Genomic DNA, 19,003 nt, shown 5'->3' with positions numbered 1-19,003 from the left:
CGGATGGAACATTCCACTCAGGATCTCAGAGCCGCAGCCTCCGGTCACCGGCGCCATGTGCGCATCGTCGCCCTGGGCGACGAGCTGCTCAGCGGCGTCGGCGACCCCCGCGCGCTGGGGTGGTTCGGTCGGGTCATCTCGAAGACCCCGATCGACGGACTCACCCTGGAGCACTACGCCCTGGCCATGCCCGGTGAGGGCACCGAAGCGCTCTCCGAACGGTGGCAGGACGAGACCGTCGCCCGGTTCTCCGGTGCCACGCTCGACGGCGGCACCCCGGAGCGCCATCTGGTGATTGCGCTCAACGACACGGATCTCTACAGCGCGACCTCCTCGGCTCGGTCCCGGCTGAATCTGGCCAACATCTTGGACCGGGCCTCCCAGGAAGGCATCCGATGCCTGGTGCTTGGGCCGGTCCCGACCCTGGATGCCGAGCGCAACCAGAGGATCTCCGAGCTCAACGCCGCCTACCGGGATGTGGCCTCACGTCGGTCACATGTCTACGTGGACGCCTACACTCCCCTGGTCGGCCACGAACAGTGGCGCAGCGACCTCGCCGGCAACGGCGGTCTGCCCGGCCAGGCCGGATACGGCCTGATCGCCTGGCTGGTGCTGCACCGCGGGTGGTATCCGTGGTTAGGGCTCCAGGAGCCCGTGGCCTAGAATTACCTCCAGCCGACGAAAGGAGTTCATCATGAGCAAGCGTGGACGCAAGCGCAGCGCTCGTCGCAAGAAGAACGCCAACCACGGCAAGCGCCCCAACTCCTGATCTCAGTGGTCCGAGGCTCTTGCTGCGGCTGACGCGATAACAGCGGCGGCGCAGAACACACAGAACCCCTGCAGAGCTTCTCTGCAGGGGTTCTGTCGTGCTCAGGGCCGGATGCCGGGCCCAGGTCTGCCGCTGGTTCTGAGTCAGGGCCGTTTCAGAGTCAGGGCCGTTCAGAGTCAGGGCCGTTTCAGAGTCAGGGCCGTTCGTCGTCCTGCTGGTGCCCGGCCTGGAGGCGGATCTGGCTGATCCGCTCCAGGATCGTGACCTTCAGGGTCTCTGGTGCGCGCTCGGCGCAGGAACGGCGGACCACGGTGCGGATGATGCACTCCAGGTCGTAGTCGTTGGCGCATTCCGGGCAGGCATGCAGGTGGGCCTCGACCTCACCGATGTCCTCTCGGCTCAGCGCACCGTCGGCGTACTCATAGATGCGCTCCATGCGGATCTGCTTCTCGCTGCAGTCACCGTCTTTGCAGTTCTCATCCAGCCATCTGCCGGGGCTGACCTCGGTGGCCTGGTTACGATCTTCGTCGTTCATCATTTGGCCTCCTGCTTCTTGAAGCCACGTTCGCGGGCATAGTCACTGAGTAGTTCGCGCAGCAGCTTCCGGCCGCGATGCAGCCGCGACATCACCGTACCGATCGGGATGTTCATGATCTCGGCGACCTCTTTATAGGCGAAGCCCTCGACGTCGGAGAAGTAGACCGCCAGGCGGAACTCCTCGGGGATCTGCTGCAGCGCGTCCTTGACGTCGGAATCCGGCAGATGGTCCAGCGCCTCCGCCTCGGCCGAGCGCAGACCCGAGGAGGTGTGCTCCGCGGCCTGGGCCATCTGCCAGTCCTCCACGGTGTCCGTGTTGGCCTGAAGCGGCTGACGCTGCTTCTTGCGGTAGATGTTGATATAGGTGTTGGTCAGGATCCGGTAGAGCCAGGCCTTGAGATTGGTGCCGGGCTTGTACTGGTGGAATGCGGAGTAGGCCTTGGTATAGGCCTCCTGCACAAGGTCCTCAGCATCCTGCGGATTGCGCGTCATCCGCATGGCGGCGGAGTAGAGCTGGTCCACGTACTGGAGAGCCTCGCTCTCAAAACGCACGCGACGCTGCTGTTCGGTCTCTTCGGCGACGTCGACGCTGCTTGAATCAGCGTCGGGGCCGGTGGCTGCGGGCTTTTCCATCACTGACGAGTCTACTCGCACAGCGCCCACCGGCCGTCGGACCTCACGCGTGGGAGCGCGGGGGCGCATCGGGCTGAGTGTCGGCGTGGTCATACCGGGCACAACGACGACGCCACGCTGTGCATTCCTGCCCGGCGTCGGCTTCCTCCTGTCTCCGCTGCGCACACCGCTCATCAGGCCTGCTGATTCCCGAGACAGCCCTGATTGGGTAGATTGGACCTTGAACGATGCTTCAGCGCCACACTCCTACAGGAGGACACTATGTCTCTGCTTCGTAAATTCGCCCGCCCACTGCTGGGCGCGAGCTTCATCGCCAGCGGTGTTGACCGCCTGCGCAACACCGATGATGCCTCGGCGCGAATCGGGTCCACCCTCGAGGAGATCGGCTCATTCTTCCCCCAGGCCGAGCCGCTGGTCTCCAACCCCAAGCTCACCACCCAGGTTCTGGGCGGTGTCGAGGTCGTCGCCGGCACCGCACTGGCACTGGGCCGGTTTCCGCGCGCCTCGGCCCTGATGCTGACCGGCGTGCACAAGTTCAACAGCTACGCCGAGTACCGCAACGCTGAGATCGAGAATCACTCTGATGTCACCGCCCAGCGCAAGACGCTGCTGAAGAACGCCTCCGTCCTGGGCGGCCTGACCCTGGCCATGGTCGACCTCGACGGCAAGCCCTCGCTGGGCTGGCGCGCCGAGCACCTGGCCAAGACCACCCGCAAGAAGGGCGCCAAGTTCGGCGACAAGACCTTCAAGTGGGCCGACGACCTCGGCAGCGACGCCACCAAGAAGGTGCGCGACTTCGAGAAGAACGCCAAGAAGAACTTCCAGCGAGCCGAGAAGGACGCTCTGAAGGCGATCAACAACGCCGCCAAGGGCGCCAACAAGGGTGCCAAGTCTGCCAAGAAGAAGGTCGGAGCTTAGAACCTAGCGACGTGAGCACTACATCTACACCCGCTGCATCGGTGCCCCCGCAGCCGTGGCCTGCGCCACGGGCGGGGGCACCTCTGCGCGCAGAGGTCACCGTTCCCGGGTCCAAGTCCCTGACCAATCGCTATCTGCTCCTGGCCGCCCTGGCCGACGGCCCGAGTCTGGTGATCAATCCGCTGCACTCCCGGGATTCCCGACTCATGCTCGACGCGCTGGCCGCGCTGGGCTGCACGGTGGAGCACTTCCCGGACTGGGAGAACTCCGGGGTCCCCGCCGTGCGGATCTCCCCGCTTCCGGCAGGCTCCGGCCGCCTGGACTCGCCCCACTCTCGCCGCGCGGACTCCCCCGGCTTCGCTGTGGGAGACGGTGTGGAGGGCACTGAGGAGGGCACCGGGGAGGGCACCGGGGAGCTGCGCATCGACTGCGGACTGGCCGGGACCGTGATGCGGTTCATGCCGGCAGTTGCGGCACTGAGCGGGGCGCGCGTCCACTTCGACGGAGATCCCGAGGCCCGCGTGCGCCCGATGGGCGCGGTCCAGCACGGTCTGCGCGATCTCGGCGTCGAGATCACCGGTCCGGGCGCGCCGGCACCGGGCCAGGAGGGTCACCTCCCGTTCACTGTGCAGGCCCCGCAGGGCATCACCGGCGACCAGATCACCATCGACGCCTCGGCCTCCTCGCAGTTCGTCTCCGGACTGCTGTTGGCCGCGGCACGGATGCCGCACGGGCTCACGCTGCGCCACGTCGGTGAATCGGTCCCCTCGCTGGAGCATGTCGAGATGACGCTTCAGGTCCTCACCGAGGTCGGCGTGCAGGTCAGCTCGCCCGCGAAGCACACCTGGCGGGTGGAGCCCGGCGAGATCCCTGCCTTCAGCGTGCGCGTGGAGCCGGACCTCTCCAATGCCGGTCCGTTCCTCTGTGCCGCCGCCGTCACCGGCGGAGAGGTCTCCATGCGAGGCTGGCCGATCACCTCCACCCAGATCGGACGCCGCTGGACCGAGCTGCTGCCCGCCTTCGGCGCCGAGGTCATCACCGAGCCTGAGACGGCGACCACCGTGACGCTGCGGGTCCGCGGCGCGCAGCTGCGCACCCCGGGCACCGTGGACGGCACCGCCGAGCTGACCCCCACCGTGGCGGCGCTCGCTGCGCTGTGTCACGAACCCACCCGGTTCACCTCGGTGGGTCACCTGCGCGGCCATGAGACGGATCGGATCGCCGCCCTGGTCGCCGAGATCCGTCGGCTCGGCGGCTCCGCGGAGGAGACCGAGGACGGGTTCAAGGTCACCGCTCCGGTCACCCACGGGGGCCTGGTGCGCAGCTATGCCGATCATCGGATGGCGACCTTCGGCGCGGTCCTGGGACTGGTGCTCGAGGGCGTCGAGGTCGAAGACATCTCCTGCACCGCGAAGACCATGCCTGATTTCCCGCAGCTCTGGGCGGGGCTGCTGGCCCCGGTACCGGAGGCGCGCCCATGAGCCGCTGGGCCGACTGGGATGAGTCCCGCGTCCGGGTGCGCCCGAACAAGAAGGGCACCCGTCCCCGGACCAAGGAGTCCCCGGACTACTCCGACGCCGAGCTGGGCCGGGTGGTCACCGTGGACCGTGGCCGCTACACGGTGCGCCTGGAGGACTCCGATGGCGGGGAGCGGATCATCTCCGCAGTGCGCGCTCGCGCCATGCGCCGGACCCCGGTGGTCCCCGGTGACATCGTGGGCCTGGTCGGTGACACCACCGGCGATGCCGGCTCCCTGGCCCGGCTGATCAGGATCCAGGAGCGCACCACGCTGCTGCGCCGCAGCGCCGAGGACACCGACGACGCCGAACGGGTGATCGTCGCCAACGCCGATCAACTGTTGATCGTGGTGGCCGCGGCCGATCCCGCCCCGCGCACCGGGTTCATCGACCGAGCCCTGGTCGCCGCCTACGACGCCGGGATCACCCCGATCCTGCTGGTCACCAAGGCCGACCTGGTCGAAGACCCTGAGGATCCGGCCGGTCTGATCAGCCACTACGCCGAGCTGGAGCTGCAGATCGTGGTCTCCCGGCAGGCCAGCGGCACCGCCTCGGGAGACCCGGCCCTGGATCCCGCAGCCGTGGTCGCGCTGCGCGGCTCACTGACCCAGCGGGTCACCGCGATGATCGGGCACTCCGGGGTGGGCAAGTCCACCATGGTCAACGCGCTGACCGGTGCGGATCGGGCCACCAGCGGGGTCAACGCGGTCACGGGTCGCGGCCGGCACACCTCCTCCTCCGCCGTCGCGCTGAACCTGGAGCCCGCCGAGTCCCTCGATCTCGCCGCGGCGCGAAACTCCTGGATCATCGACACCCCCGGAGTGCGCACCTTCGGCCTGGCCCACGTGGCGCCCGACGATGTGCTCGGCGCCTTCTCCGACCTGGTCGAGGGCTCCGCGGCCTGTGAGCCCGGCTGCGCCCACGTCTCCCCCGAGGGCGGCTGCGCCCTGGACGCCTGGGTGGCCGATGGTCATGGCGGCGATCACGGTGCCGCCCGGCTGGCCTCGCTGCGCGGACTGATCCGATCCATGGCCGGGACCGAGGACGGACCGGAGGAGAAGCGGCTCGGCGCGTAACCGCCTGAATGCGGGTCCCGCCGCTCGCTGATTGCTAGCGTGGCGCTATGAGCCACAGCACCAGCGCCTACACCGATGATCTGCGCCTGGCGCATATGATCGCCGATTCCGTGGACGCCAAGACGATGTCCTACTTCTCCTCCATGGACTTCGAGGTGGAGACCAAACCCGATCTCACCCCGGTCACCGAGGCCGACCGTGCGGCCGAGGAGCTGATCCGCGGCCAGCTCAGCCGGGCGCGGGGCCGAGACGCCATCCTCGGCGAGGAGTTCGGCTCGACCGGGTCCGGTCCGCGCCAGTGGGTCATCGACCCGATCGACGGGACCAAGAACTTCATCCGCGGCGTGCCCGCCTGGGCCACACTGATCGCCCTGGTCGACGAGGGCGAACCGGTGGTCGGGCTGGTCAGCGCCCCGGCACTGGGCCGGCGCTGGTGGGCGGCCAAGAACGGCGGCGCCTATACCGGCAAGTCCCTGGCCTCCGCCAAACGGCTGCAGGTCTCGAAGGTGCCCAAGCTCGAGGACGCATTCTTCTCCTACTCCTCGCTTGCCGGGTGGCGGAAGATCGGTCGCAGCCAGAACTTCTTGGAGCTCACCGAGACCGTCTGGCGCACCCGCGCCTTCGGAGACTTCTGGTCCTACTGCATGGTCGCCGAGGGTCAGGTGGACATGGCCGCCGAGCCGGAGCTGAGCCTGCACGACATGGCGGCGCTGGTGCCGATCATCCGCGAAGCCGGCGGCATGTTCACCTCCCTGGACGGCGAGCCCGGATGCACCGGCAGCAACGGCCTGGCCACCAACGGCCTGCTCCACGACGCCGCGCTGGGCGCGCTCGCCGCAGACCGCCCCGCACCCTTCTGAGCTCAACCCCGCGGCCGGGCTCAGGGCGCGGACTCTGCGGCTGGGCTCAGCGCCCGGGCACCGGATCTGGGCTCAGCGCCCGGCCCCTGCCCGACCCACTTGCAGTTTTAGGTGTGCCTAAATCATACTGTGGGCATGCGCAACACCCGAGTCCTCACCGCAACCACCGGAGCGCTGTGCGTCCTCGGCTTGAGCAGCTGTTCTGCGGCGGGCTCCGAGACGCAGGACTCCTCCGCTGAGAGCGAGCGTCCCGTGGTGCTGACCAGCTTCTCGGTGCTGGCGGACATGACCGAGGCCGTGGGTGGAGACCTCGTGGACACCCGCTCCATCACCCCGCCCGGCGCGGAGGTCCACGAATACTCCCCCACCCCCGGGGACCTGCGCGATGCCGCCGCGGCGGATCTGATCTTCTTCAACGGGCTGGGACTCGAAGCCTGGTACGAACAGTTCCTGAGCCACTCCTCGGCGGAGGTGCTGATCCTGACGGAGTCCGTCGAGACGCTGCCGGTCACCCGGCTGCCCGGAGCCTCCGCCGCCGAGACTGCCGAGCTGCCGGTCAACCCGCACGCCTGGATGTCTCCGGCCCAGGCCATGGTCTATGTGGAGAACATCGAGGCGGCACTGATCGAGCTCGCTCCGGCTGACGCCGCCGAACTCGCCGAGAACGCGAAGACCTACCGCGAGGAGATCCAGGCAGTCTGGGACCGGGCGGAGGAGCGGCTGGCCGGGCTGCAGGACGAGGGTGAGGTCCACCTGGTGACCTGCGAAGGTGCGTTCAGCTATCTGGCGGAGGACCTGAATCTGGGTGAACACTATCTGTGGCCGCTCAACGCCGAGGATGAGGGAAGCCCGCAGCAGGTCGAGGCGCAGATCCGCTACGTCCAGGAGCACCAGGTGCCCACCATCTTCTGCGAGTCCACCGTCAACGACTCCGCCCAGCAGCAGGTCGCCGAGACCACCGGCGCCACCCTGAGCGAGCCGCTGCACGTGGACTCGATCACCGAGCCCGACGGTCCGGCCCCGAGCTACCTGGAACTGCTGGAACACGATCTGGACCTGATCCTCGAAGGAGCCCAGCGATGAGCACGGACGCACGCCCTGACCCGGCCCGGGCACACACCGAACCTGCCGCCGTCGTCGTCGACCGGCTCAGCGCCGGCTATCCCGGCGTCCGCGCGTTGGACGAGGTGAGCATCACCGTCGGCTCCGGCAGCATCTGCGCTCTGCTGGGCGCCAACGGGTCCGGGAAGTCGACCCTGTTCAAGGCGCTGCTGGGACTGCACCGGCCCACGGCGGGGACGGTGCGGCTCTTCGGCCACGAACCGAGCACGGCCCGACGGCGCAACCAGGTCAGCTACGTGCCGCAGCACGATCAGGTCGACACCAGCTTCCCGGTCAGCGTGGAGCAGGTGGTCATGATGGGCCGCTACGGGCATATGGGCTTCACCCGACGCGCCCGCCCCGCCGATCAGCAGGCCTGTGACCAGGCCCTGGAGGAGGTGGGCCTGAGCGAGCTGCGCCGACGCGGGATCGGTGAGCTCTCCGGGGGACAGCGCAAGCGCGCCTTCCTGGCGCGCGCGATCGCTCAGCAGGCACCCCTGATGCTGCTCGATGAGCCGTTCGCCGGAGTGGACCGCGGCTCCGAGGAGCTCATCAGCACGGTGCTCAAGACGCTGCGTGACTCCACCGGCACCACCGTGCTGATCTCCACCCATCACCTGGCCGGCGTGGAGGACCTCGCCGATGAGGTCGTGCTGCTGCACCAGCGGGTGCTCGCCGCCGGGCTTCCGGCGGAGGTGCTCACCGAGGAGCAGATCGGACGCAGCTTCGGCGCCGTGCTGCGTGAGACCGGCTGAGATGCCAGACCAACTGATCTGCGGGGCCGAGCGATGACGGAGACACACTGATGTGGGAGCTGCTGGTTCAACCGATGGAGTTTCCCTTCATGCAGCACGCCCTGGCGGCGGCGATCATCTCCTCGGTGGTCTGCGCGCTGCTCTCCTGCTGGCTGGTGCTGATGGGCTGGTCGCTGATGGGCGAGGCGGTGGCGCACTCGATCCTGCCCGGGATCGTGCTGGCGCATATCTTCGGGCTGCCGATGGCGCTGGGCGCGTTCGTCTTCGGGATGCTCGCGGTGCTGCTGATCGGCGGAATCAGCGGAGGATCGACGTTGAAGCATGACACCTCCATCGGGGTGGTGTTCACCTCGCTCTTCGCATTGGGCCTGGTGCTGATCTCCAGGACCCCCAGCGAGACGCACCTGACCCATATCCTCTTCGGCAACGTGCTGGGCATCTCCCAGCAGGACCTGCTGCAGACCGCCGGTCTGGGCCTGGCCACCGTGGCGGTGCTGCTGGCGCTGCGGCGCAGCTTCGTGCTGCTGGCCTTCGACAAGGTCCACGCACATACTATCGGGATCTCGTCCGGGGCGCTGTCGATCCTGCTGCTGGCGCTGCTCGCGCTGACCACAGTGACCTCGCTGCAGACCCTGGGGATCCTGCTGGTGGTCGCTATGCTGGTGGTGCCAGGTGCCACCGCGCTGCTGCTGTGCCGCCGGTTCGGGCAGATGCTCGCCGTCGCCGCGACCAGCGCGGCGGTCTCCGCGCTGATCGGGGTCTACGCCAGCTACTGGCTGGACATCTCCACCGGCGGCTCGATCGTGCTGGCGCAGTCGGGCCAGTTCGCGCTGGCCTACCTCTTCGCCCCCGTGAAGGGGATGATCCCGCGGCTGCGACAGCGGCGGCAGCGGCCGGCTTCGGACCGGGTGAGCCCGACCCGCCCGATCGATACGTTCCTCGATGTGAAGGATCCCGCCTAGATGACTCCCCGCACCTCAGCACAGGGCCGTTCCACCGCGATCGATACCGCCACCACCTCCGTGGAGGACTATGCCAAGACCATCTACGGCCTCGCCGAATGGGACGGCGCCTCAGTGACCGCCTCCGCGCTGGCCAAGACCCTGGGCGTCTCGAACCCCTCGGTCTCGCTCATGATGCGCAAAATGTCCGAACTGGGTCTGGTGGAGCACAGGCCCTATGCACCGCTCGCGCTGACCGACGCCGGACGTCAGCTGGCCCTGGCCATGGTGCGCCGACACCGCCTGATCGAGACCTGGTTGGTGCGCGAGCTGGGCTATGGCTGGGAGGAGGTCCATGAGGAGGCCGAACGGCTCGAGCACGCCGTCTCGGAGACCTTCGTGAACCGCCTCGATGTGCGCCTGGGCCACCCGCGCGTGGACCCGCATGGGGATCCGATCCCCGGACCGGATCTTCAGCTGGACTATCCGGAGACCCAGCTGCTCTGCCGGGTGCCGGCCTCGGTCCAGGTGCGCCTGGAGCAGGTCGACGACGCCGTCCCGGACGCGCTCTCGACCCTGGACGCCCACGGGGTGCCCATCGGCGCCCAGGTCACGGTGGCGGCGACGGCGGACGGCGCCGTCGTGCTGACCACGGGCGGCACGGTGGAGAAGACCAGCTCGGAGGCCTCCGCTGCGGAGGCCGGCCACAGCCCGGCGTCGGCGAGCATCCGGCTGCCCCATGAGGTGGCCCACGCCATGCGCGTGAGCGTGGTCCACTGAGGCCGCCCGGCGCGCACGTATCCTGTACTGGTGTCTTCCTCCGAATCGAGTGCCGCCGGTCAAGGGTCACGTCCGGGACGCCCGGCGACCCCGCTGCCGGTGCTGATCCTGCTGGTAGGCGTGGCCGGCGCCTGCGGAGCACTGATTCGACTGCTGATCGGAGAGCTGATCCCCGAGCAGGGCATGAAGTTCCCCTGGACCACCCTGGCGATCAACCTCAGCGGCTCCGGAATGCTGGGGCTGCTCATCGGTGCCGCGATGTCGCGGCCGCGCACCCCGGACTGGGTGGTGCCCACCTTCGGCACCGGGATGCTGGCCTCCTATACGACCTTCTCCGCGGTGATCCTCGCCGTGATGCCCTCGATCCCCGGATCCGCCTACGACGGACTGGCGGCGGTGACCTACGTCAGCCCGGGCGCGATGGAGATGCTCACCTACCTCCTCATCAGCATCCTGGGCTGTACGGCGGCTGCGGCAGCGGGACTGACCATCAGCCGGGCGCTGTTCGGGCAGCTCGGCGCCGAATCTGCCGACCTCGGTGTGCGCAGCGAGGGTCGCCATGATTCCTGAGTTCAGCCTCGCCATTGCACTCGGCGTCGCCCTGGGTGGATCGGTAGGCGCCCTGGGGCGCTTCCTGCTCGACCGGTATCTGCGCGTGGGCCTGCTGCTGGCGAACACACTGGGCTGCTGCGTGCTGGGGTACCTGCTCGGCGAGCTCACCTGGCTCAGCGAGAACGGCGTGGACGAGCCCGGGGGCCTGTTCTCCGGCCAGGTCTCCACGGTGCTGATCTTCGGACTCCTCGGCGCGCTCAGCACCTTCGCCACCGTCTCGGTGCGGGTGGCCCAGGCCTGGATGGCGGGCCGGCACCTGCGAGCTGTGGGCATCTGGGGCGCCCACGTGGGCTTCGGCTTCGCGGCGGCCGCGCTGGGCATTGCGCTGTCTCGAATGTCGGGTCTATACTGAAAAGTCACCTCGCGAGCATCTGGCGAGGGGCAGGGGCCCAAGCGGCCTCGTTGACAACACAATATGGGGACGATCGGTTTCGACGATCTGAGTTGATCATGGTGAAGCGGGTCGAGGATGCAGAGTGACCTCGTAAATACTTCTCTGCAAAACAATAAGTGCCGAAACTAAGCGCACTGACTTCGCCCTCGCTGCCTAAGCAGCGACGCGAGTCTGTCAGCCTGGGTCTGCTATCGACCCAGATCCTGGCATCAGCTAGATAGCCACTGGTTCCAACTCCTCGTCGTGGGGAGTTGGGTCGACAATTCACACGACTGGGCCCGTCAGCCGCCTGTCTGCGTGACGGCTGGGGCCGAGAAAATCTATCAGCAGACTGCACCCGGAGAAGCCCATGTGAATCCAGATCGGACGCGGGTTCGATTCCCGCCGTCTCCACAGTCAAGGCCCAGGCACCTAGTGTCTGGGCCTTTTTTGTGCCCTTTTCCCGCGCCATCACTGGGATGTGGTCTACTAGCTACAGATTCAGGCTGTACACAGATGTAGACACGAGGTGACCGCCGTGGACTCTTCTTAGTGCACGTAGAGCGCACGAGAGGCACACATGGCGAGGCGTCGAGACTTCGGAACCGTCCGCAAACTGCCTAGCGGGAAATTTCAGGCAACGTACGTCGGCCCCGATGGTGAGCGCCACAAGGGACACACCACATTCGAAACCAAGGGTGCCGCTACCTCATACCTTGGACGAGTCAAGGCAGACATAGACCGTGAGACTTGGGTCAGCCCAGAAGAGAAGTCACGCCGGGAGACCGAGGCCCAAGAAGCCGCGACAGCGCAGGCACAGTTAGAGGGCGAGGCGCTAGAACGGGATATGACGCTGAGTGCGTTCACTCAGTTGTGGCTCACCGCGAAGGCAGACGGCAAGACCGTGTCCGGTAGAGGTGCACGCGAAGTGAAGGCTTCAACGATCAGCACCTACCGGAGCCGACTCGAACACGATGTGTTGCCAGTGCTCGGCCACTTACGCATGAGCGAACTCAGCGACAAGAACGTCGGCAAGCTCATAGATGACCTTGGAAAGCAGCCCTCCAAGGTGAACCCGAAAGGCCGGGGCAATGGCGTTGCCCTCCCCGTCGGCAGGACGCTCAAAGCGCTTCTAAGCGACGCGGAGCGAGAGGGTTACATATCGACACTCCCCCACATATACCTACCCGCTAACAAGCCCGTGAGGGCCAGGCGTGAGGACTCCGACGTAGCGACACAGGAACAGGTCAGGGCACTCTACGAAGCAATCATGAACACCGGCGTCGCTCTCGCGGCGTGACCATAACTGTCACCTATTCGTGCGGCAGACCCCTTCTATAAGCGCGTGAAGTCGCTAGGTGTGGAGCTAAGGGGTTAGAGGCTAACGGCGGTGGAGCTGATCCCTGCGCGCCTTGAGTGCATCACTTTTCTGGACCAAGAGTGTTTGGTACTTATCGACTCGCTGTAGAGCTTCCTCGAACTGGACATACACCTTGTTCCACTGGGACTTTTCTTCGGTGGTCATGTCCGGATGATGCCTCTCGCGAAGCTCCACTTCGTCGTTCTTCCAGTACTCGACGTTCTCGACGCACCTCAGCCAGTGAACATGCAGGGCTTCGTGCTGGTCCAACACGTCATAGATCGATTCCAGGCTGGACGGCGACAGGTCTTGAAGTTCGACTAGGGCGTTTTCTAGATCAAGCTCCCTCTTCCTGGACTGCTTTTTTGCGATACGCAGCTCCTCGTAACTTTTTGAATCGTCGAACCAGTCGGGCTGATCGTCGTTGTCCTGTGTCATTGCATCTGTATATCCCGCTTAGGGGATACGCACAAGGAAATCCGACCTGCCGTCTACGCGGAAGATAGCTGTAACACAAAGGTTATACCCGGCTTCTATAGGGCAAATGGTCAGGTTCGGGTAGCTTAGTAACATGACAAACAAAGCCCTTGCACCCATTGGTATTGCCCTCGTTGCACTGTTCGGACTCACCGCGTGTGAGGACACTACATCCGGTGAGGTCACTTCAAACGACGACGACTCGACCGAAGAAGTCGAGGAAACTGAGGAAACTCAGGAAGCTGAAGAAGTCGAAGAAGAGAACGAACAGCTTGCAGAAGAAGATGAGGAAGCAGAAGAAGAGGCTGAAGAGGTAGAAGAAGAGGTCGAGACTTCTTCTGAACGCCCGACATTCGGCGACACCTACACCTACAGTGACGGCCTGGCTGTGACCATCAGCGAACCCGAAGCATTCACCCCCGGCGAGTACGCCTTCGGCGGCGAAGAGTTCGAGCAGCACGTCATGTTCGATGTGACCATCGAGAACAACTCGGGCGAAGACTATGACCCAAGCATGGCGTACGTCACAGCTAGCTCCGGAGGGGCGGAGGGCGACAGTGTTTTCGACTCTGACTCAGGACTCGGAGGCACCAGCACGACCACCGTCACTGATGGCCAGTCCACAACTTGGCAAGAAGGGTTCGGAGTGAACGACCCGGCAGACATCAACGTCGAGTTCACCGACCTAGATTTCGAGCTGATGCGCGAGTCCGTGCTGTTCGTCAGTGAGTGAGTGAGGCTTAATGCACGTAGAGTGCATGAGCTAGCAAGAATCACTTGCATTCACGTATTACCGCATGTCAGACACGGTTAGGGCCACATTCCCGCCGTCTCCACAGATTGCCCGAGCAGGCTCAGCCTGCTCGGGCATTTTTGTGCCCTTGCGCGGATCCGGCTCGGGCGATGCTCACCACGTGCTCGTGGCTTGAACCGCACGCCTGCCCAGCAGTGCCGGCCAGGGTGGCCGACGCGCCGCGCCAGATCAGGATCGGCCATCGCGTCAGGATCGCCCCAGCTCCAGGGACTCCGCGAGAGTGCCTTGCTCGGCCTGCCCTCGGGAAGTCGGAGTAGTATCCGGCAGGTCCGTCTTTCTGCGAAGGAGCCCGATGAGCACCCCCTTCTACCGCCCCCTCTCCCCCACCTGCGGCCTCCGAGTCTCCCCGCTCGCGCTGGGCACCCTGCCCTTCGGTGGGGACAACGGCATGAGCCATATGGGAAACCTCGGCCCCGACGAGGCCGCTGTACTGCTGGATCGCTCCCTCGAGGCGGGGATCAACCTGCTGGACACCGCGAACCTCTACTCGGGCGGCGTCTCTGAGGAGGTGCTGGGTGAAACCCTGGCGCGCAGCGGCCGCTACGACGATTTCCTGATCACCACCAAGGCCCGGATGGTGATCGGAGACGGCCCCAACGACGGCGGCGCCTCGCGCTGGCACCTGCTCAACGAGCTGGAGAAGTCGCTGCAACGACTGGGCCGTGATCACGTCGACCTGTTCTATCTCCACCACTGGGACGGGGAGACTCCGCTGGAAGAGACGCTGCAGACCATGGACGGACTGGTCCGCGCTGGCAAGATCCGGTACTACGGGGTCTCGAACTACACCGCCTGGCAGCTGATGAAGGCCTTGAAGGTCTGTGAGGTCAACGGCTTCATCAAGCCGGTGGTCCAGCAGATCCACTACTCGCCGTACTCCCGAGAGGCCGAATACGAGATGATCCCCGCTGGGATCGATCAGGGCATCGGCACCCAGGTGTGGAGCCCGATGGGGATGGGCCTGCTCAGCGGCAAGTATCGCCGGGATCAGCGCCCCGAGTCGGGGGCCCGGATGGTCGACGGCGATGGCTCCGAGATGCGCGTCGCGGACTGGGAGAAGCTCTACCACGTGGTCGACGTCCTTGAAGGGGTGGCTCAGCGCAAGAACGCCACGATCCCCCAGGTCCTGCTCGCCTGGCTGCTGCAGCGCCCCGGAGTGACCAACCTGGCCGTGGGTGCGCGCAGCCTCGAGCAGTGGAACGACCTGCTCGGCACCTTTGAGGTCGCCCTGGACACGGAGGATGCCCAGGCCATCGACGACGCCGGCCGGCCAGCCCTGGCCTACCCGTTCTGGCACCAGGCAGATATGGCCAGCGAACGCATGAGCGCCGCCGACCGGTCGATCATGGCGACCACCAAGCGGGAGATCGCCGCGCGGATCGGCGAGTAGTCAGCTGACGTCCAGCTCACACGGACAGGACCTAATGGTCTTCTGACTATGGTGGAGACAGAACACTACGAAAGATTGAGGTTTCAGATGACGACCGAACAGAACCGGCCCGGCGAGGCAAAGCAGCCCAACGAAGGTGCCCACACCGAGGTCAACGGCGGCCAGCCGCTGGACACTCCGCCGCACCAGCGCGACGGCGGGAACCAGAGCACCCACGGTGAGCATCACCGCGATGAGGTTGCCCGCAACCCAGGGTTGGATCCCGAACCGAACGAGACGCCCGGCCTGGAGTCTGGCGGCGGCGTACAGCCTGGCGATACGCCCCCTGATTCGAACTCCGCCACGGCTTCGCCCAAGCAGGCGTCCCCGACGAAGCCGCCGAAGTCCAACCTGGTGATGACCGGGGCGATCATCGCGATCGTCGTGGTGGTGCTGCTGATCTTCGTGGGGTACATCGCCGGGCTGCTCGACTGAGCAGCAGAATAGCGCGGCAGCGACTCAGCACACCGAGGATTCGGTGGCGATGAGGATCAGGACGACCGCAGGTTCCGGTAGCGCATGGCGCGCTGGGCCTCGCGGTTGTCCTGCTTCTCTTTCAGGGTGTGCCGCTTGTCGAACTCCCGCTTGCCGCGGGCGACGCCGATCTCGACCTTGGCCTTGCCGTCCTTGAAGTAGAGCGAGAGCGGGACGATGGTCAGGCCCGGGTCCTCGATCTGGCGGGAGATCTTCACCAGTTCCTTCTGGTGCAGCAGCAGCTTGCGCTTGCGGCGCGCTGAGTGATTGGTCCAAGTGCCGTTGAGGTACTCGGGAATGGTGACCTGCTCGAGCCAGAGCTCCCCACCGCTGGAGAAGCCGCCGAAGCCGTCGGTCAGGTTCGCGGTGCCCTCGCGCAGCGACTTCACCTCGGTGCCGGTGAGCACCATTCCGGCCTCGTACTTGTCGAGGATCTGGTAGTCGTGCCGGGCACGGCGGTTCGTGGCCACGACGCTGTTGTTGGGATCGCGCTGTTTCTTCGCGCCCTTCTTCTTCGCCACCGTGTCACCTCCGCGCTGGGTCGCTGATCTCGGCGGTCTTCTGCAGTGGCCAGAAGAGCCGACCTTCGATCATACACGCAGGTATCGGCGCACCGTGACCCAGGAGGCGATGATCGCCAGGACCACAGCGATCGCCAAGAGCCCCGGCATGATGATCCAGGCCTCGGCAGAGTCGATGAAATGGATGCTTGGGACCTGACGGGCCATCCACTGTCCCATGACGAACTCCGCGACCACCCAGGTGGCCGCGCAAGCGAGCACACCACCGATCAGGGCAGCGATCACGCCTTCGAAGACGAACGGCATCCGGATCATCGATTTGGAGGCGCCGACCAGCCGCATGATTCCAGTCTCACGACGCCGGCTGAAGGCGGAGAGCCGGATCGTGGTGGCCACCAGCAGCAGCGCGCAGACGATCATCACCCCGGCGATGATCAGCGCGACCATGGTGAGTCCGTTGAGGATGCCGAAGATCTGATCGAGCACCTCTTGCTGATCTGCCACGGTCTCCACCCCGGGGGCGGAGCCGAACAGCTCGGTGACCACCGGGAACTCCTCGGGCTCGTGGAGCAGCACCCGGTAGGACTCCGGCATGTCGGTAGCGGTCAGCGACGCGGTGCGTGAGTTCTCCCCGCGGGTGTCCAGGAAGTCATCCAGGGCCTCTTGCTGGGTCTCGTGGCGGTAACTGGCCACATACTGGCTGGCCGCGCCGTCGGAGAGGGTGTGCTCCAGAGAATCGCGCTGATCTGCGCTCACCGCTCCGGTGGGACAGGAGGACTGCGGGGAGTTCTCGGTGCACAGGAACACCGAGAGCTCCAGGCGATCGTAGAAGTCGTCGGTCATCTGGTTGACCTGGGTCTGCATCAGCGCGGCGGATCCCACGAAGGTCAACGAGATGAAGGTGACCAGGATGACGGAGGCGACCATGGCGACGTTGCGACGCAGCGAGCTGAAGGTCTCGCCGAGCATGTAGAGGAGGCGGTTCATCGGTCTCTCCTCAGGCGGCGCATGATCGATCGGCGTGAGCGAGCCAGACCCAGATGTTCGGCGGTCCGGCGCGCATCGGTGTAGGTGGACTGTGATGCCGAGGACTTCGGCTGGGGCACCGGGCGGGGTTCCTCAGGCTCGGACGGGAGCTGCGGTTCAGTTTCGACCTCGGGCCCAGGCTCGATCTCTGACTCGGGAGCTGACTCAGGAGCTGGCTCGGGCTGTGGCTCTGCAATTTCCTCGAGCTCGGGCCCTGGTGTGAGGGCCTCCTCGGGCAATGTCACGTGCTCCGGGCGAGACGTCTGCTGCGTGAAGGGCTCCGGCGTCGGGGGGTCGAGCGTGAAGGCCGGCCGGGCGGGCTGCTGTGCGGCAGCTTGCGGCCCGGCGTCCTCGTCGGCATGCGCAAGCCAGGACAGCCGTGGGCGGGCCGGCTGAGCGGGCCCGGGGGCCACCGGGGCCGGTGCATCGCCGTCGAACCTCGGAGTCGCCGGCGTCTGCGGTGCCGACTGCGACTCATCCGGTGCGGTGAACGGAGTGGCGCTCGGCTCGGTCGCGGCGGGGAACTCCCCGGTCGGCAGTTCCTCGGTCAGCGGCTCCATCGGCCCGTGGTCGGCGTCCTCGGGCTCGGGCTCGGGCTCGGGCTCGGGCTCGGGCTCGGGCTCGGGCTCGGGCTCGGGCTCGGGCTCGATGTGATGATAGCTCGGGGTCTCGTCCGCCATTTCATGCTCGGTCTCATACGCGGGTTCAGCCGCGAGTTCGTACTCGGGCACGCCCCCTGGTCCGTCCTCGATCTCGGCATAGCCGTCCTGTTCAAGGTCGGGCATCTCGGTGCCGTTGAAGTCTCCGTGGAGCTCGGGGACGTCGTGGACGTGAGCGTCGTCGCGCAGGTGCTGCGGCCAGGTGACCTGAAGACCGGCCTCTTCGGCAGGTGCGGGGTCCTCGTCGGCGAAGTCGTGCTCGTGCTCGTGCTCGTGCTCGGAGGGATGCTCCCCGACCGGCTCCTCGTGGTGAACCTCCTCGTCGAGATCCAGCGCGGCGAGCTCCTCGGTGGGATCCACCGGGGCGGTCTCCCGGAGCACCGGGTCCTCGTCGTAGGCCAGGACCGATGGGTCTTCACCGGGGGCCATCACCTGGTCCTGAGGGTGATCACCGACGTGATCGATCGCGTCATCACGGGACTCCACGAACTCGTGGTCCTCGGTGTCGGGCTCCCAGGTGTGGTGCTCCGGAGCCTGGTGCTCCTGAGTCTGGTCCTCCGACGTCTGGTGTGCGTCGTTGCTGCCCGTGACGGGGAGCATCCCGGTCTTGGCCGGGGCCGGATCATGGGCGCGCAGTCCCGATTCGCCCTCTTCCCGGGCCAGCACGTCCCAGGCCTCGGAGCCCTCGGGGGCGTCATAGGAGCCGTGGGGCTCGTCGCGGACCACGCGGCCATGGTGCAGCTGCACCACCCGGCTCTCGGCCTGATCCACGATCGCTCGGTCGTGTGTGGCCATGATGACGGTGGTGCCGGAGGCGTTGATCCAGCGCAGCACCTTCATGACCTCGGCGGAGGCGCGCGGATCGAGGTTGCCCGTGGGCTCGTCGGCCAGCAGGATCGCCGGGTCGTTGACGATGGCGCGGGCGATGGCGGCGCGCTGCTGCTCACCGCCGGAGATCTCGTGCGGATACCGCTTGGCCAGATGGGCAAGGTCGACCTTCTCGAGGACCTTGGTGACCCGTTTGCGGATCACGCTGCGCTTGGCGCCCAGGACTCGCATCGCGAAGGCGACATTGTCGAACACGGTCTTGTCCGGCAGCAGCCGGAAGTCCTGGAAGACCATGCCGATGCTGCGCCGGAAATCCGGGACCCGGCGGTCCAGCATCAGCCCGAGGTTCTGTCCGGCCACGGTGACCTTGCCGCGCTGGGGCAGGCCTTCGCGCAGGATCATCCGCAGCAGGGTGGATTTGCCGGAGCCGGAGGCGCCGATCAGGAAGGCGAAGTCTTCGCGGTAGAACTCCACGGTGACGTCATCGAGCGCGGGCCGCCCGCCTGCCTCGTAGCGACGGGTGACCTGTTCGAATCGGATCAT

22 protein-coding genes and 1 other RNA gene are annotated in these 19,003 nt (G+C 66.3%); 17 read left to right on the top strand and 6 right to left on the bottom strand.

The features are described from left to right. The first annotated feature begins 3 nt into the window (after positions 1–3). Both EV640_RS07635 and EV640_RS14035 read left to right on the top strand, forming a co-directional pair. Positions 4–663: a GDSL-type esterase/lipase family protein gene (locus tag EV640_RS07635; RefSeq protein WP_051501103.1), complete on the top strand. Its 660-nt coding sequence runs from the start codon at positions 4–6 to the stop codon at positions 661–663. Between the two features lie 31 nt (positions 664–694). After that, complete coding sequence (locus tag EV640_RS14035; protein WP_369699669.1) at positions 695–769, top strand: 50S ribosomal protein bL37; 75 nt, start codon at positions 695–697, stop codon at positions 767–769. Between the two features lie 193 nt (positions 770–962). Here the strand turns inward: EV640_RS14035 and rsrA are convergent, their stop codons facing one another. Next, the gene (gene rsrA, locus EV640_RS07630; RefSeq protein WP_369797203.1) at positions 963–1,307 is read right to left on the bottom strand and encodes a mycothiol system anti-sigma-R factor; all 345 of its coding nucleotides are present in this window, start codon (positions 1,305–1,307) and stop codon (positions 963–965) included. Beyond that, a complete protein-coding gene (locus EV640_RS07625; RefSeq protein ID WP_133726179.1) occupies positions 1,304–1,939 on the bottom strand; it encodes a sigma-70 family RNA polymerase sigma factor in 636 nt (211 codons plus the stop codon). Before EV640_RS07625 ends, rsrA begins: the two co-directional genes overlap by 4 nt. Positions 1,940–2,200: 261 nt before the next feature. On the opposite strand from EV640_RS07625, the gene EV640_RS07620 reads away from it, so the two are divergent. The 12 genes from EV640_RS07620 to EV640_RS07565 all read left to right on the top strand — a co-directional run bounded on the left by EV640_RS07620 (position 2,201) and on the right by EV640_RS07565 (position 12,172). Continuing rightward, positions 2,201–2,857, top strand: a complete 657-nt coding sequence (locus EV640_RS07620; protein WP_051501087.1) for a DoxX family protein — start codon at positions 2,201–2,203, stop codon at positions 2,855–2,857. A gap of 11 nt (positions 2,858–2,868) precedes the next feature. Further along, positions 2,869–4,338, top strand: coding sequence for a 3-phosphoshikimate 1-carboxyvinyltransferase (locus EV640_RS07615; protein WP_133726178.1), 1,470 nt, complete (start codon positions 2,869–2,871; stop codon positions 4,336–4,338). Further along, complete coding sequence (gene rsgA, locus EV640_RS07610) at positions 4,335–5,450, top strand: ribosome small subunit-dependent GTPase A (RefSeq protein WP_036474976.1); 1,116 nt, start codon at positions 4,335–4,337, stop codon at positions 5,448–5,450. The genes EV640_RS07615 and rsgA overlap by 4 nt, the downstream gene beginning before the upstream one ends. Before the next feature lie 47 nt (positions 5,451–5,497). After that, on the top strand, positions 5,498–6,310 hold the full coding sequence (hisN, locus tag EV640_RS07605) for a histidinol-phosphatase (RefSeq protein WP_036474979.1): 813 nt from the start codon (positions 5,498–5,500) through the stop codon (positions 6,308–6,310). A gap of 135 nt (positions 6,311–6,445) precedes the next feature. Then, complete coding sequence (locus EV640_RS07600) at positions 6,446–7,393, top strand: metal ABC transporter solute-binding protein, Zn/Mn family (RefSeq protein WP_133726177.1); 948 nt, start codon at positions 6,446–6,448, stop codon at positions 7,391–7,393. Beyond that, the gene (locus EV640_RS07595; protein WP_036474981.1) at positions 7,390–8,166 is read left to right on the top strand and encodes a metal ABC transporter ATP-binding protein; all 777 of its coding nucleotides are present in this window, start codon (positions 7,390–7,392) and stop codon (positions 8,164–8,166) included. The genes EV640_RS07600 and EV640_RS07595 overlap by 4 nt, the downstream gene beginning before the upstream one ends. Before the next feature lie 74 nt (positions 8,167–8,240). After that, positions 8,241–9,128 carry a metal ABC transporter permease gene (locus EV640_RS07590; RefSeq protein WP_243832260.1) on the top strand — a complete coding sequence of 296 codons (888 nt, stop codon included), beginning with the start codon at positions 8,241–8,243 and terminating at the stop codon, positions 9,126–9,128. Further along, a complete protein-coding gene (locus EV640_RS07585) occupies positions 9,129–9,887 on the top strand; it encodes a metal-dependent transcriptional regulator (RefSeq protein WP_051501090.1) in 759 nt (252 codons plus the stop codon). Between the two features lie 30 nt (positions 9,888–9,917). Then, positions 9,918–10,457: a fluoride efflux transporter FluC gene (locus EV640_RS07580; protein WP_051501091.1), complete on the top strand. Its 540-nt coding sequence runs from the start codon at positions 9,918–9,920 to the stop codon at positions 10,455–10,457. After that, positions 10,447–10,851: a fluoride efflux transporter FluC gene (locus EV640_RS07575; protein WP_051501092.1), complete on the top strand. Its 405-nt coding sequence runs from the start codon at positions 10,447–10,449 to the stop codon at positions 10,849–10,851. Before EV640_RS07580 ends, EV640_RS07575 begins: the two co-directional genes overlap by 11 nt. A 65-nt stretch (positions 10,852–10,916) precedes the next feature. Continuing rightward, positions 10,917–11,289, top strand: a transfer-messenger RNA (tmRNA) gene (gene ssrA / locus EV640_RS07570). Between the two features lie 163 nt (positions 11,290–11,452). Next, positions 11,453–12,172 (top strand): hypothetical protein, encoded by a 720-nt coding sequence (locus EV640_RS07565; RefSeq protein WP_036474983.1) that lies wholly within the window; start codon positions 11,453–11,455, stop codon positions 12,170–12,172. A gap of 81 nt (positions 12,173–12,253) precedes the next feature. Here the strand turns inward: EV640_RS07565 and EV640_RS07560 are convergent, their stop codons facing one another. Then, positions 12,254–12,670, bottom strand: coding sequence for a hypothetical protein (locus EV640_RS07560; protein ID WP_036474991.1), 417 nt, complete (start codon positions 12,668–12,670; stop codon positions 12,254–12,256). A gap of 133 nt (positions 12,671–12,803) precedes the next feature. Between EV640_RS07560 and EV640_RS13585 the strand changes: the two genes are divergently transcribed. The 3 genes from EV640_RS13585 to EV640_RS13855 all read left to right on the top strand — a co-directional run bounded on the left by EV640_RS13585 (position 12,804) and on the right by EV640_RS13855 (position 15,387). Continuing rightward, the gene (locus EV640_RS13585) at positions 12,804–13,442 is read left to right on the top strand and encodes a hypothetical protein (RefSeq protein WP_166645884.1); all 639 of its coding nucleotides are present in this window, start codon (positions 12,804–12,806) and stop codon (positions 13,440–13,442) included. Positions 13,443–13,815: 373 nt separating this feature from the next. Further along, a complete protein-coding gene (locus EV640_RS07550; RefSeq protein WP_133726175.1) occupies positions 13,816–14,913 on the top strand; it encodes an aldo/keto reductase in 1,098 nt (365 codons plus the stop codon). An 87-nt stretch (positions 14,914–15,000) separates the two neighbouring features. Continuing rightward, positions 15,001–15,387, top strand: coding sequence for a DUF6480 family protein (locus tag EV640_RS13855; protein ID WP_051501093.1), 387 nt, complete (start codon positions 15,001–15,003; stop codon positions 15,385–15,387). 56 nt (positions 15,388–15,443) lie between these two features. On the opposite strand, the gene smpB is transcribed toward EV640_RS13855, so the two are convergent. The 3 genes from smpB to ftsE all read right to left on the bottom strand — a co-directional run bounded on the left by smpB (position 15,444) and on the right by ftsE (position 19,003). Beyond that, entirely contained in the window at positions 15,444–15,947 is a 504-nt protein-coding gene (gene smpB, locus EV640_RS07540) for an SsrA-binding protein SmpB (protein ID WP_036474997.1), read from the bottom strand. Between the two features lie 69 nt (positions 15,948–16,016). Further along, positions 16,017–16,934 (bottom strand): permease-like cell division protein FtsX, encoded by a 918-nt coding sequence (gene ftsX, locus EV640_RS07535; RefSeq protein WP_036474999.1) that lies wholly within the window; start codon positions 16,932–16,934, stop codon positions 16,017–16,019. Then, on the bottom strand, positions 16,931–19,003 hold the full coding sequence (gene ftsE / locus EV640_RS13725; RefSeq protein ID WP_208292193.1) for a cell division ATP-binding protein FtsE: 2,073 nt from the start codon (positions 19,001–19,003) through the stop codon (positions 16,931–16,933). Before ftsE ends, ftsX begins: the two co-directional genes overlap by 4 nt.

The organism is Nesterenkonia aurantiaca, from assembly GCF_004364585.1.
Lineage (GTDB): Bacteria > Actinomycetota > Actinomycetes > Actinomycetales > Micrococcaceae > Nesterenkonia > Nesterenkonia aurantiaca.
The sequence above is the reverse complement of the archived record's forward strand: the minus strand, read 5'-3'. Positions and strand labels throughout refer to the sequence as shown.

Coding starts and splice junctions, on each gene's coding strand:
- EV640_RS07635 (WP_051501103.1), top strand. CDS start 4: ATGGAACATTCCACTCAGGATCTCAGAGCCGCAGCCTCCGGTCACCGG.
- rsrA (WP_369797203.1), bottom strand. CDS start 1,307: ATGATGAACGACGAAGATCGTAACCAGGCCACCGAGGTCAGCCCCGGC.
- EV640_RS07625 (WP_133726179.1), bottom strand. CDS start 1,939: ATGGAAAAGCCCGCAGCCACCGGCCCCGACGCTGATTCAAGCAGCGTC.
- EV640_RS07620 (WP_051501087.1), top strand. CDS start 2,201: ATGTCTCTGCTTCGTAAATTCGCCCGCCCACTGCTGGGCGCGAGCTTC.
- rsgA (WP_036474976.1), top strand. CDS start 4,335: ATGAGCCGCTGGGCCGACTGGGATGAGTCCCGCGTCCGGGTGCGCCCG.
- hisN (WP_036474979.1), top strand. CDS start 5,498: ATGAGCCACAGCACCAGCGCCTACACCGATGATCTGCGCCTGGCGCAT.
- EV640_RS07600 (WP_133726177.1), top strand. CDS start 6,446: ATGCGCAACACCCGAGTCCTCACCGCAACCACCGGAGCGCTGTGCGTC.
- EV640_RS07595 (WP_036474981.1), top strand. CDS start 7,390: ATGAGCACGGACGCACGCCCTGACCCGGCCCGGGCACACACCGAACCT.
- EV640_RS07590 (WP_243832260.1), top strand. CDS start 8,241: ATGGAGTTTCCCTTCATGCAGCACGCCCTGGCGGCGGCGATCATCTCC.
- EV640_RS07585 (WP_051501090.1), top strand. CDS start 9,129: ATGACTCCCCGCACCTCAGCACAGGGCCGTTCCACCGCGATCGATACC.
- EV640_RS07575 (WP_051501092.1), top strand. CDS start 10,447: ATGATTCCTGAGTTCAGCCTCGCCATTGCACTCGGCGTCGCCCTGGGT.
- EV640_RS07565 (WP_036474983.1), top strand. CDS start 11,453: ATGGCGAGGCGTCGAGACTTCGGAACCGTCCGCAAACTGCCTAGCGGG.
- EV640_RS07560 (WP_036474991.1), bottom strand. CDS start 12,670: ATGACACAGGACAACGACGATCAGCCCGACTGGTTCGACGATTCAAAA.
- EV640_RS13585 (WP_166645884.1), top strand. CDS start 12,804: ATGACAAACAAAGCCCTTGCACCCATTGGTATTGCCCTCGTTGCACTG.
- EV640_RS07550 (WP_133726175.1), top strand. CDS start 13,816: ATGAGCACCCCCTTCTACCGCCCCCTCTCCCCCACCTGCGGCCTCCGA.
- EV640_RS13855 (WP_051501093.1), top strand. CDS start 15,001: ATGACGACCGAACAGAACCGGCCCGGCGAGGCAAAGCAGCCCAACGAA.
- ftsX (WP_036474999.1), bottom strand. CDS start 16,934: ATGAACCGCCTCCTCTACATGCTCGGCGAGACCTTCAGCTCGCTGCGT.
- ftsE (WP_208292193.1), bottom strand. CDS start 19,003: ATGATCCGATTCGAACAGGTCACCCGTCGCTACGAGGCAGGCGGGCGG.